The following is a 13,314-nucleotide window of genomic DNA, read 5'->3' on the forward strand; positions in this document are numbered from 1 at the left end:
TGGTACTGCTCGCGGCGGTGACAACCTGGCAGGCATACAACGCGTGGGGTGGATACAGCCTTTACCACGGCCCGAAGGGATTCAACGACCGGGCCCGGGTCGTCTCGTTCGACCGACCGTACGACTATGGCGACGGCGCCGCGGACTTCACCGGAAACGAAGCCCCGGTCATCATCCTCGCCGAGAAACTCGGGCTGCCCGTCGCCTATGCAACGGATATCGACCTCCACGGCGATCCAGCGTTGTTGGACGGCGCCCGCGCGGTCGTTTCCATGGGGCATGACGAGTACTATTCGCCCGCGATGCGGGACGCGTTGACGCGGGCCCGGGACCGCGGGGTGAATCTGGCTTTCCTGGGCGCGAACGCGGTGTTCCGACGAATTCGGCTGGGACCGACCGCGTTCGGGCCGGACCGGCTGGAAACCGGTTACAAGGTCGCGGCCGAGGACCCGTTGAACGGCGTCGACGACGCCGCCGTGACCGCGAACTGGCCGTCTCCGCCGAATGCGAGACCGGAGAGCTCGCTCACCGGTGGCATGTACCAGTGCAATCCGGTACATGCCGACCTCGTGGTCCGCGACCCCGGGCACTGGCTGTTCGCCGGAACCGGGTTGAGCGCGGGCAGCCGTATTCCCGGAATGATCGGATCCGAGTACGACCGGGTCGACCTCACCTATCCGACACCGTCGCGGATCGAGGTCCTCGCACATTCACCGGTGCTCTGTCATGGCCGGCCCGACCATTCCGACGTCAGTTACTACACCGCCGACTCGGGCGCGGGAGTGTTCGACGCCGGTACCAGCGCGTGGGTATGCGGCGTAACCGATGTGTGCGGGTCCGGCGCGGCCGGACCCGTAGTACAGAACTTCGTCACCACCGTCACCACCACGATGCTGACCACATTTGCGCAGGGCCCGGCCGGGCAACGACATCCCGGCGCCCGATCCGTGCCGGGTGACGACGCCGGCGGCGGCGGGAATCCGGGCGGTGAACGGTAGCCCGGCAAGCCCCCGCGATCCGCTTGTCCAGAGCGTTGAAGGTATCGACCTCGATATTGCCCTTGGCGGTCGATGGCGCAAAGCCGCCAACCAGATAGACATTCTCTGCAGCGGATCCTGCTTTCGTAATAACCATTGGCCCGAACTGGGTCGCGCCATATACGATATTTACTTTGACACCAGCCTGTGCATAAGCCTGGAACAGACGTTGAGCAATTTCACCCTGCACGACAGGGTGAATACAATCAATACCGTCAGCTGCAGACGGGGCGGCCACCTCCACGTATGGGACGGAGACCTGATGACATCCAAGACTACCCAATGTCGTGGTGATCAGAGAGCTGTCGCAGGCGCGTACCGGCCGCGGAGCTCGCGCTTGAGGACCTTGCCGGTGATGTTTTTGGGAAGTTCGGCAACCACATGGATCTTCCGCGGGCTCTTGTAACCGGCAAGCTGCGCCCGACAGGTCCTGAGGATGTCCTCGGGGTCCACGTGTGCACCGGGCCGGGGAACAATCACAGCTACCACACTCTCCCCCCATACCGGGTCGGGAACACCGATAACGGCAGCTTCCGACACGGCCTCGTGCTTATGGAGGACCTGCTCCACCTGCGTGGAGTACACGTTCTGTCCACCAGTTATGATCATATCCTTGATGCGGTCGACAAGATAAACGTATCCTTCTTTATCCACGGTCGCCACGTCACCGGTGTGCAGCCACCCATCGGTGAACGCGGCGGCGGTGGCCTTTTCGTCGTTCCAATAACCACTGGTAACCAGATCACCGCGGATGACCAGCTCACCGGGGGTGCCGGCGGGGCATCGCCGCATCTGCTCATCCATGACCGCGACGGCGGTCAGCGGCAACGGCCGGCCACAGGACTCCAACAGTTGCTCCTGACCCGACAGCGCACGAACATGGTCCTCAGGACTGAGAGCCGTCACCCATCCGGTTGACTCGGTCTGGCCGAAGCCGGTCACCAAAACCGGTCCCAGCCGGTCCGCCAAAGCGCGGGCAGTGCTCGTGGGCATGGCCATCCCGCCGTATCCCAGTCGGCGGATGGAGGACAGGTCGGCCGTGTCATAGCCCGGATACCGGAGCACGAAAGCCGCCATCGTCGGCGCCAGCGAAGTGATCGTGATTCGGTGTTCCGCCACCAGTTCCAGGAACGCGCTCGGCTCAAACGCGGGCATCAGGACAGTCGGCACTCCGCACAGGTGGTAGGTGGGGACCTGAAACGCGGAAACATGGCACATGGGGAAGGTCATCAGCATCCGGTCACGCTCCGTCGGCGAGACCGCGAGCATCATTGTCATGGCCGCTGTGATGATTCCACGATGGGTGATCATCGCCCCCTTGGGGCTCCCGGTCGTACCGCTCGTATAAACCAGCCATGCCGTGTCGGAATCTGACACTTCCACCTGAGGACGGGTGGGTGAGGCCGATGCGACCAGCTCCTCGTAGGAGGAGCCGCGGCCGTCCGATGGACCACCAATTACGAACATGTGTTCGATGGCTGGGACGTCGCCGAGCACGGGCCGGAGTTCGTCGACGAACTCCCGGTCGACAATCAGCACCCGGGCGCCGGCCGCAGCTATGATCTCAGCCCATTCCCTGGGATGGATCCGGTAGTTGAGCAGGGTGAGTACCATGCCGGCGGTCGGTACACCGTAGAGAGCCTCGACATAGGCGGGCACATTGCGAGCCAGGATCGCGATCCGGTCTCCCGGCGATGCGATCCGGGAAAGGCCGTTCGCCAGCCGTAACGAGTCCGCGTGCAGGTCCGAAAATGTCCGGCGTTCGTTCCCCGTGACCAGCGCCACCCGTTGCGGCCAGTTCGCGGCTGCCAGTGACAATATGTCGCCCATCAGCATTCGTCTGTCGCCTCCACCCGCCTGGAAAGGGTTATCAAGGGCAGTACCTCGTGCGTGATGCGTTCCGCGTTGCGGAGGGACTCGTCGAGGTCCGCACCGCTCGGCTGAAAAATCATGTGGCGTGCCCCCGCATCCACGTAGGCCTGCACCCGTGCGGCAACCTGTTCCGGGGTACCTGCGGCGGTCACGCGGTGGATGAGTCCGCGCAGGTCCCGTGACCAGACTGAGCCGAACATCTGCGCCATGTCGGCGTAGGCGTCTTCGGGCCGGTCCGCTACACCGATGAACAGAAACTGGAACCATTCGAAGCTGTCGAGCTTACGTCCGATGGCGTCGGCCTGGGCGCGAACCGTCCGGACCGTTTCGGCGTACCGGTCCGCAGACAACAGATAGGGCATCCATCCGTCGCCGATGGTCGCGGCTCGCCGCATCGCCGGCGCCTTCGTCCCCGCTATCGGTATCCGTGGACCACCGGGCTGGACGGGCGGCGGGGAGATCCGCACGCCCTGGAACGGGTAATGCGGGCCGGCCCCATCGACCGCTTCGCCGGTCCACAGGTCCCGTAAGACGCGAATCTGTTCGTCGACCCGGTAGCCGCGGCCGGCGACCGGCACACCGCAGGCATCAAACTCCTGCGGATATTCCCCACCGACCCCCACCCCCAGCGTGACCCGCCCCCCGCTCACCCGATCGATCGACGCCACCTGCTTCGCGACGATTGCCGGCGGATACAGCGGAAGCAGGAGCACCGCGGTTCCGATGCGCGGCCGCTCGGTGAGCGCGGCGAGGAGCCCCAGGTTCACCAGCGCCTCCGGAGTGGGAAGCGGTGCCGCGACATGACCACTCGCCCACAGCGAGTCCGCTCCGAGCCTGTCCAGCCGACGGATCTCCTTCTTCTCGCCTCGAACGTTGAAGCCGAACAGCACCCGGGGTTCGGCTTCCGACGCCTGAGCACCGTTCTCGTCTGGCTGACCCACCGGCCACCTCCAACATCATGTGAAGTATGGGCAAGGTTACATGCGAGTCGAACTTTCGACAACGATGTTGAACCCAGGAATTTACCGCATCTTTTTCGCTCCTCCAGGCCTGCCAACCACGGCCGGCTCATCTCTACACTCGGAAGGGTGAGGGAGCCGGCACCGCCCGAGGACACAGGTGTCGCAATCGGGGACATACAGAGCGAGACGGACACCCGGTTCGCTGCGGGTCTGGTCCGTCCGAGCAGCGGTCGTTCGTCCTCCCGGCGGGAGGCCTTTGAGTCAGCGCTCCTGGACGCCGCCGCGGAGCTGTTCGCGACGCGGGGCTACGCCGGTACGACCCTGCAGGACGTCGCAGATGCCCTGGGGGTGAGCCGCCCAGCTCTGTATCACTATGTCTCAAGTAAGGACGATCTGGTGGCCAAGATCGCCCGTGACACTCTGGCCAACTCGGCATTTGTCATCAATATGCCTGAAAACCTGGCTTCACGGCCAGATCTGCGACTGAAGAAAATCATGATGGGGACAGTGGAAGCAGCGCTCCGTCACCCCGAGCGCACCCGGCTGGTCAGCCGGAGCGAGACAAACCTTCCGCCCGAGGTCTCCCGGTTATACAAGGAGATATGGCATGGTTTCGAAAGAACTGTGGAATCGACGATCGCCGACGGTATCCGGTGCGGCCTGTTCCATCCCGTCAACGAGGCGATTGCAGCACGAGCGTTGAGCGGGATGGTGCTGTTCGCCTCCTGGTGGTACCAGCCGGGTGGCAGCACGACCGTGGTTGAAACCGGACGCATCCTGTCCGATATGGCAGTCCGAAGCCTGCTGCGGCAGAACCCCACCGACGGGCACGAAGACGGTGCGACAGCCGTCCTCGATCGAATCAAAAAAGATCTTCAAATCGTCGAGCAAATGCTTGCCCACCAGCCGGGCATCCGCTGAACGAACAAGGACTCCTAACACAATGAGGCCTTCAGCCGTCGCCAGCGGGTGATGGCGCAGCCGAGGGTGCGGAAGGCTTCGTGGATGTCGTCGCGGATCCCCCATCCAGCTTCACGCCCCGTTTCACCAGTTCGGGTCGATGGTGAGCACAGCGTCGCCGTCCGCCGTCCGCCGTCCGCCGGACCAAACGCTCATGCCGGGCGGTCAGGGCCTCATGTGCCCGCTTGTTGTCCGCGGCCATCCTGACCGCGTCGACCATGGCAATACCCACAGCAGCCCCCGTTGCCGTTTCGGTGTCCACCCCGATCACTGCCCCCTGCTGTCCGGGCGGCGGATGCCCGGCAGCTGGTCCCGTTTCGCCGCGATTCCCCATAACCGGGCACGAGGAGGCACAGAGTACGCGGTGGCCATTCCGGTGCGAAGCGTGGGTGCTCGCCGGTTGTCGGGGTGCTCCAGGGTCCGCACCCATGCCCGCACCCCGTACAGCCAAAAGAGCACAATACGGACTATGGATGTCGTCATCGCGGTGCAGGACGGCAGTGAGCGGACCGATGGCGGCGCTGCGCCGTTGGGAACCTGGCTTGCCAGGGAGCCGCAGCTGCGTGGCCGGATCCGTCGTCGCGCGACGGGCGAGCCCGCGGCCGGGACCATGGGGACGGCCGCAGATCTCCTCACCGTGGTCCTGGAACCGGGAGGGGTCGCCACAGTGCTGGCCGCCGCGCTGGTGACGTGGGTGCAGCGCCGCACCGGGAACCAGACCGTGACCGTCACCCGACCTGACGGAACCACGATCGCAGTGGCGGCCGAGCACGTCCGCGGGCTGGACGCGCGACAGGTGGGTGAATTGGCCCAACAACTCGCCCGGTCCTTGGAACCTGGCACGGTGCCATCCGACGAGACCGCGCGGCCTCCCGCCGCACCAGCCGAATAAGAGCGCCCGGCAATAGGGGCGTGGATGAAAGGCTCGGACGGATGACGGCACCCCGGCGACCACCGCTCGGTGACCTGGCGGGGATGGGTGCGCGGGCGGTACTGGTGGGAACAAGCCGGCACACCGACGCGTCGGGCCTGCCGGATCTGCCGTCGGTGGCCACCACGGTCGAGGATCTGCGGCGGGCACTCGAAGAGGTGTGCGGCATGGAGCCCGCACACATCCGCACCATCATCGACCCCGCCGACGAAGGCGCTGTGCTCGACGCGGTGGAGGAGATCGCCGCACAGGCCACCGGCGTCGTTCTCTTCTACTTCGCGGGGCACGGCCTGCTCGGGCCAGGGGATCGGCTCTACCTGGCCACGCATGCCAGCCTCGCTGGAGACCGGATCGCCCGGTCGGCCTCCTATCAGACCATCCGCGACATTCTCGCGGACCTGCCCGCCAGCACCGTGGTCATGCTCGACTGCTGCTTTTCCGGGCTGGCGGCCGCGACCGGCCGCGACCGCCAACGGGATCCCTACGCCTCCGCCCGGCCACGCGGCAGCTACCTGCTGACCTCGGCGTCCCACTACGCGGTCTCCTATGCTCCGCCGGGCGAGCGCCACACCCTGTTCACCGGCGAGCTGTTGCGGCTCCTGCACGAGGGTGACCCCGCCGGCCCGGTCCGGTTGACCCTCGACCACGTCTACGGCTACCTCGACCGGCGCCTGCAGGACGCGGCGGCCCGGCCGCACCGGCAGAGCGACGGCAGGGCCGGGGAACTCGTCCTTGCCTCCAATCCCGCCTACCAGCCCGCCCCGGAGCCCGATGACACTTCATTCCAGCCACCTGACGACTCTGCGTGTCCCTATCCGGGGATGGAGCCGTTCCAAGCGGAGGACCACGAACGGTTCTTCGGCAGGGAGGATGTCGTCCAGCGCCTGCTGGGCGAGGTCACCGGGAGCGATACCGGTCACCGTCCAGTGGTGCTCGTGGGGTCCTCCGGGGTGGGCAAGTCCTCGATCCTGCGTGCCGGGCTGCTGGCCGGCCTGGACCGCCGGCACGATGCGGACCGGACGAGTCCCTGGCCGGCGGTGCTGCTGGCGGCGCCGGGAGCCCAGCCGCTGCAGGCTCTCGCCGAACGGCTGACGGCGGCCACCGGGAAGCCTCTGGATGAGGTGGAACGGCATCTGCTGGCCGGACGGTTGCCCAGCATCGCGGAGCGGTCCGGCGGCTGCGCGGTACTCGTCGTCGACCAGTTCGAGGAGGTCTTCACCCGGTGCCCGGACGAGGATCAGCGGACGCGATTCATCCATGTGCTGTGCGCCGGTTCCGACACCGGCCCGGACCGTACGCGGGTGGTGCTCGGGCTCCGCGCGGACCACTACGGCAACTGCCTGGCATATCCCGAACTGGTCCGCGCTCTGCGGGACGGCCAGGTGACGGTACCGCCCCTGGACGATGCCGGGCTACGGGCGGCCATCGAACGCCCGGCGCAGGCAGGCGGCCTGGTCCTGCAGCCTGGTCTGACCGATCTCCTGCTGCGGGACCTGCGTGAGGGCGGGAGTTCCGGCCTGGGCACAGCTCTGCCGTTCCTGGCCCACGCGCTGCGCGCCACCTGGACCAGGCGCAGCGGTCGCACCCTGACTCTCGCCGGCTATCAGGCCACCGGTGGGATCTGGCGGTCCGTCACCCGCACCGCCGAGGAGATCCACGACACGCTGTCCGAACCGGGCCGGCTGGCCCTGCGGGACCTGCTGTTACACATGGTTCATCTCAGCGACAGCGACAGCGACAGCGGCAGCGACAGCGGCAGCGACAGCGGCAGCGGTGGGGAGGCGGTGCGACGCCGCGTCGACCTACGAGAGATGACCCACGGCCGTTCCAACGTGGAGCGCCAGATCATCACCCTGGTGTGCGACCGATTGGCGCAGGCCCGGCTGGTCACCGTCGATGACGGCGGGGCGCAGCTCTCCCACGAGGCTCTGCTGCGCGCCTGGCCCCGGCTGCGCCGATGGCTCGACGAGGATCGCGCCGGGCTGGTCATCCGTCAGCAACTGGCCGATGCGACGGACGCCTGGCAGCGTGCCAGTCGTGATCCGGCATTCTGTCATCGCGGCGTCCGGCTGGCTGCGGCCCGCGAGTGGGCCGCCGACGCGCGGCATGAGCGCCTGCTGCGGATGGCCGACCGGGAATTCCTCGACGCCAGCATCCGAGCGGAACAGGCCGAACAGGCTCGGGAACGCCGGCGGGTCCGCCGGCTGCGACAGATCCTCGCCGGCCTGGCGTTCGCTCTGTGTCTGACGGTGCTGGCCGCCGCAGTGGCGTTCCAGCAACGCTCCAGCGCACAGCGCAACCTCCGGGCGGCGACCGTCCGCCAGCTTCAGGCGGCGGCCATCTCGGCTACCGGCACCGAGCCACGGTCCGCGCTGCTGCTCGCGGTGGAGGCATTCCGACGGGACCCGTCGCAGACCAGCCGGGCGGCCCTGCTCGACGTCCTGGCAGGTACCCAGTTCTCCGGAGCCATTGAGAACCTGCCGAACGTCGTCGGCACGGTGACCTACAGTGGGGACGGCCGGATCCTGGTCATCGGCACCGGTGACGGCACGGCACAGGTGTGGGACGTCTCCCAACCTGATCATCGCCGCAAGCTCACCGACGTGGTGGCGCACGGGCAGCCCGTGTTCACCCAGGGGGTGATGGCGTCCTGGCTCGACGACGGCGGGCACCTGCTGTATCTGCTCGGCCAGGACGGTGTCATGGGGATGTTCGACCTGGCGGACCCCGCGCATCCCGTCGGCCTGGGAACCGTCCACGGGATCGCGGGAAACGGCCGGGCTGCGGGGGTCATCCAGGCTGCGGGTTTCAGCCCCGATGGGCACACGCTGGTCGCATCCGATCTCGGAGTGCTCTCGCTGTGGGCGGTGGGTGCGCGGCCCTCGGACGTGACGCGCCTGGTCCAGTTACCGCGACACGACACCGGCCCGCTCAACGCGGCCGCCTTCTCCCCCGACAGGCGGCTGCTGGCCCTCGGCTGGCAGGACGGAACCACCGAGGTGTGGAACATCACGGACCGCTCCCACCCGCTCCGGCAGGCTGTCCTCACCCCGGCCGGCCTCACCCCGGCCGGCCGCCCCGCGGTACTGTCTGCCGCCTTCAGCACCGACGGGCGGACCCTGGCCACCGGAGCGGACGACGCGCAGGCACGGCTGTGGGATCTGACGGACCCCACCCACCCACGCCAGAGCGCAGGCCTGAGCGGTCACGGTGGCGCGGTCCGCGCGGTCGCCTTCAGCCCCGACGGCAGGAGCCTGGCCACCGGCAGCACGGATCGCACGATCGCGCTGTGGGATGTCGCTTCTCCTGCGACGTCCGTGCGCACCGCCACCTTCACCGGACATCAGAACCTGATCAAGGCGGTGAGTTTCGCGCCGGACGGCGCCACCCTGGCCACCGGCGGCAATGACGACACGGTGCTGTTCTGGTCACTGGCCGACCGTCTGACTCCAACACGGTCGGCACAACCGATCGTCGGAACCACCCTGTTCTTACAGAGCCCCTACACGCCGCTGCGCTTCTCGACCCTCGACCCGACCGGAACGCTGCTGGCGGCCTGGGGCGCCGGCGGTCGGCCGGTGTTGATGTACCTGACAGGTCCGTCAGCCGGTCGCGACGCCGGTACCGTCGACGTCCCGGACAGCCCGCAGGTGGTCTTCGCGCCGGACGGCCGCGCCGTCGCCACCGCCGCCCGCGACGGGACCGTGACCGTCTGGGACGTCTCCGACCCCGCATCGCCGGTGTCGACCGCACAGTTCCGCATCTCCGACGGTGCTGGCACCGTCGCGTACATGGCGCTGTCCCCCGACAACGCACTCCTTGCCGTCAGCAGCGCTGCGGGACCAACGACCATCTGGGACATCTCCGACCGACGCCACCCCGTCCAGGCGTCATCCCTCACTGCGAACGGGACCGCGAACTGCGCCGTGACATTCAGACCGCGAGGGCGCATCCTCCTGTGCGGTGCCCACCTGTACGACCTCACCGATCTCCGCCATCCGAAGCCGCTGGGCACCCTCGTGGACCCAGACCATCCCCGGCTGCCCGTCTCCGGTACCGCCCGTTTCTCCCCTGATGGGAACACCCTGGTGGCCGCCTTTCTTAAGGACACCTACGTATTCGACGTATCCGACGTGTCCGCTACGGCCGCACCACGGTTCCGGGTGAAAATCAGCAGCGGCGTGCCGATACCTGCCATTGCGTTCAGCCCGGACGGACGGATCCTCGCCACTGTCGGCGGCGGTGACGAAGTAGTGCTGTGGGACATGACCTTCACCTCCGCACCCCACCGGGTCACGGCGGTGACCTTACAGACCTATCCGCGTGGCGTGGCATTCTCCGAAACCGGTGACACGCTGACCACATACGATGAATACGGCAACGTGGTCAGGTGGAACATCGCCTCGCTGCGCGCCACGGTGACGGACCCGGTGGCCCGCGCCTGTCGCCTGGCCGGGGCCAACCCGACCCAGACGGAATGGTCGGTCATGGCCCCCGGCGTCACCTTCGACCGTGTGTGCCCGACTCTCCCCGAAGCACCGTCGCCACCCAGTTTTCCGGTCTTGTTCCCATCAACGCCAATACCGGCGGGCAACTGAAACGAGCCAGCACCGTGCGGATGCCCGCAGCCTCGGGTTGAAAGCAGCACAATCGGGCAGCACCCTTGGAACAGTGCCGCGGAGTCCTGCCTGCGAGGATCCCGAGCGATGGCCGCGGCGAGGGTGAGATGCGCGCCGATGGACACCGACCCGGACGGCACTGAAACGGACAGCACTGAAACGGACAGCACCGAGACGGCAGTGCTCAAAGACTGGACGCTGGCCCAACTCCCGATCCCGGTGGCGATCTACAACCATGAGGCGCGGCTTGTGGGAGTCAACGAGGCGATGACCCGCGTGATGGGAAGGACGGAAGAGGAGATGCGCGGGCTGCGCCTGCGGGAAATGGAATCCGATCCTCCCTTTGAGGAGGTCGACAAGCTGCAGGAACAGGTGCTGCGGACCGGGGAGATGATGCGCCAAGAAGACTACAACCGTGCTCCCGGCGAGGCCCGCGAGCATGGCTGGTCCGTATTCATTTTCCCGCTGAAGGATCAGGACGGCCAGGTGCACGGCGTTTCCGCCGCGGTACTCGACTACACCGAACAGTACTGGGCCCGGCGTCGACTGGCCATCGTGAACGAAGCCAGCACCCGCATCGGCAGCACCCTGGACGTGACCCGCACCGCCCAGGAACTGGCGGACGTCGCCGCCGGCCGATTTGCCGATTTCGTCAGCGTCGACCTGCTGGACTCCATCGTCCACGGCGAGGAACCGACGCTCGGTCCGGTCACCGGCCCCGTCGTGCTGCGCCGGGTCGCACAGCAGTCCGTCCTGGCAGGCTGCCCCGAGTCGGCGGTCACCCCGGGAGCGACCGAATCCCACCCCGAATACTCGCTCCTGGCGCGGACCCTGGCCACCGGCCTGGCCTCACGGCATGCCGTCGATGACCCCGACATCCGCAGGTGGACGGCGCATTTGCGGGCCCGCGTCCGGAGCATCCGCCAGTACGGCATCCACTCGGTGATGGCCGCGCCGCTGCGGGCCCGCGGCACCACCCTGGGCGTCGTGATGTTCCTGCGCCATCGCACCCCGGACCCGTTCGACGACGACGACATCCTGCTCGCCGAGGAGATCACCGCACGAGCGGCCGTGGCAGTGGACAACGCCCGCCGCTACTCTCGTGAGCGCACGACCGCACTCGCCCTGCAACGCAGCATGCTCCCGCGGCGGATACCCCAGCCGGCGGCCCTGGACATCGCCTCCCGCTACCTGCCTGCCGACTCCCAAGCGGGCGTGGGCGGCGACTGGTTCGACGTGATTCCGCTGTCCGGCGCCCGGGTCGCTCTGGTCGTCGGTGACGTCGTCGGCCACGGCGTCCACGCGTCGGCGACCATGGGACGTCTGAGCACCGCGGTACGCACCCTCGCCGACATCGACCTGGCCCCCGACGAACTGCTCACCCGCCTCGACGACATCGTCATCCGTCTCGACATCGAGGAAGGCCCGGCGGCCAGCGACCCCAACGCACCCACCGCCGGGGAAATCGGCGCCACCTGCGTCTACGCGATCTACGACCCCGTCGCCGGCCGCTGCACACTGGCCCGCGCCGGCCACCCCGCACCCGCCGTCATCGACCCCGCCGGCGGGGTCGACTTTCCCGAGGTACCCGTCGGCCCCCCACTGGGCCTGGGCGGACTGCCCTTCGAGTCCACCGAGCTGCACCTGGCGGCAGGAAGCCTGCTCGCCCTCTACACCGACGGCCTGATCGAGGCCGCGGGCCGCGACATCGACCAGGGGCTGGCACTGCTACGCCACGCGCTGACCCATCCCGCCCCGTCCCTGGAGGACACCTGCGACAACGTGCTGAACGCGCTGCTGGCCGAGCGCCCTACTGACGACGTCGCCCTGCTCCTCGCCCGGACGAAAACCCTCGACGCCGATCATGTCGCCACCTGGAGCCTGCCGGCTGAGCCCGCCGTCGTCGCCGACGCCCGCAAACAGGCCTCTCACCAACTGACCATCTGGGGACTGGACGATGCCGCATACATCACCGAGCTGGTCGTCAGCGAGCTGGTCACCAACGCCATCCGCTACGGCGGCGGCCCCATCCAGCTCCGGCTCATCCAGGACAACACCCTCATCTGTGAGGTCTCGGACGCCAGCAACGCCGCCCCCCACCTGCGCCAGGCCCGCGTCTTCGACGAGGGCGGCCGCGGCCTGCTCCTCGTCGCCCAACTCACCCAACGGTGGGGCACCCGGCAAACCGCCACCGGGAAGACCATCTGGGCCGAACAACCCCTCCCCTACGCCGAACTCCCCGCATAGATGAGGTCTCGTCAACCTGATCCCCAGCTGATCCCCAGCTGATCCCCAGCGTCCTAGCAGCACCCCTTCGACCTGCCGGCCCGCTACCTTTCGATCTGCCGAGCTACGATCTTTCGATCTGCCGAACCGGCCATCCAAGCCGCACTGCGCATACGACGGCACCCCGACCGGTCATCCGACGGGGAAGTCGGGGACGGTGATCGAGCCGTCCGCCGCGAGCGGGAAGCCCGGGTTGTACGCAATCTCCCAGGCGTGGCCGTCGAGATCGGTGAAATACCCCGCATAGCCGCCATAGAACGTCTTGGCCGGCGGACGGGTGACCGTGGCCCCTGCCCGCTCCGCCGCCGCGATGAGACCGTCGACCTCCGCCTCGGACCGAACATTGTGTGCGAGGGCGACACCACTGAAGCCACCTGCCGGCCTGTCCGTGATACTCCCGTTCGTAAAACCGCAGTCGCGCGCGAGTTTGTCACGGCCCCAGAGGACCAGCGCGATGCCGCCGGCCTGAAAGAACACGGTCTCTTCGACCTCCTGACCGTGCCAACCCAGCCGCTCATAAAACGCCCGAGCGCGCCGCACGTCGGCAACGCCCAGTGTGATCAAGCTGACACGCTGCTCCATTACTGAAGCCTACTTCGCCAGGGGCGCAGGCCCGGCCACCAACGATGCAGCCAGCCTCTTAACGA

General features: G+C 67.5%; 8 protein-coding genes and 1 pseudogene. 6 read left to right on the top strand and 3 right to left on the bottom strand.

From position 1 onward, the window contains the following. A partial coding sequence (locus tag U9979_RS10570) for a N,N-dimethylformamidase beta subunit family domain-containing protein (RefSeq protein WP_322779234.1) occupies nt 1-998 on the top strand: 998 nt, incomplete at its 5' end. A 333-nt stretch (nt 999-1,331) separates the two neighbouring features. Here the strand turns inward: U9979_RS10570 and U9979_RS10575 are convergent. Then, the gene (locus tag U9979_RS10575) at nt 1,332-2,867 is read right to left on the bottom strand and encodes a long-chain-fatty-acid--CoA ligase (protein WP_322779235.1); all 1,536 of its coding nucleotides are present in this window, start codon (nt 2,865-2,867) and stop codon (nt 1,332-1,334) included. Beyond that, complete coding sequence (locus tag U9979_RS10580) at nt 2,867-3,850, bottom strand: LLM class flavin-dependent oxidoreductase (protein WP_322779236.1); 984 nt, start codon at nt 3,848-3,850, stop codon at nt 2,867-2,869. Before U9979_RS10580 ends, U9979_RS10575 begins: the two co-directional genes overlap by 1 nt. Before the next feature lie 147 nt (nt 3,851-3,997). Here U9979_RS10580 and U9979_RS25170 point away from each other — a divergent pair. The 5 genes and pseudogenes from U9979_RS25170 to U9979_RS10600 form a co-directional block, all read left to right on the top strand. Continuing rightward, a pseudogene (locus U9979_RS25170) lies at nt 3,998-4,261 on the top strand (helix-turn-helix domain-containing protein); the annotation flags it as partial. 6 nt (nt 4,262-4,267) lie between these two features. Then, the gene (locus U9979_RS10585; RefSeq protein ID WP_322779237.1) at nt 4,268-4,792 is read left to right on the top strand and encodes a hypothetical protein; all 525 of its coding nucleotides are present in this window, start codon (nt 4,268-4,270) and stop codon (nt 4,790-4,792) included. A 508-nt stretch (nt 4,793-5,300) separates the two neighbouring features. Next, complete coding sequence (locus U9979_RS10590; RefSeq protein WP_322748743.1) at nt 5,301-5,723, top strand: effector-associated constant component EACC1; 423 nt, start codon at nt 5,301-5,303, stop codon at nt 5,721-5,723. A 41-nt stretch (nt 5,724-5,764) separates the two neighbouring features. Continuing rightward, complete coding sequence (locus U9979_RS10595; protein ID WP_322779238.1) at nt 5,765-10,360, top strand: caspase, EACC1-associated type; 4,596 nt, start codon at nt 5,765-5,767, stop codon at nt 10,358-10,360. A 138-nt stretch (nt 10,361-10,498) separates the two neighbouring features. Then, nucleotides 10,499-12,628, top strand: coding sequence for a SpoIIE family protein phosphatase (locus U9979_RS10600; protein ID WP_322779239.1), 2,130 nt, complete (start codon nt 10,499-10,501; stop codon nt 12,626-12,628). 171 nt (nt 12,629-12,799) lie between these two features. Here U9979_RS10600 and U9979_RS10605 read toward each other — a convergent pair whose 3' ends face one another. Beyond that, complete coding sequence (locus tag U9979_RS10605) at nt 12,800-13,249, bottom strand: VOC family protein (protein WP_322779240.1); 450 nt, start codon at nt 13,247-13,249, stop codon at nt 12,800-12,802. Between the last annotated feature and the right edge of the window lie 65 nt (nt 13,250-13,314).

The organism is Protofrankia sp. Cas4 (assembly GCF_963555915.1).
GTDB lineage: Bacteria > Actinomycetota > Actinomycetes > Frankiales > Frankiaceae > Protofrankia.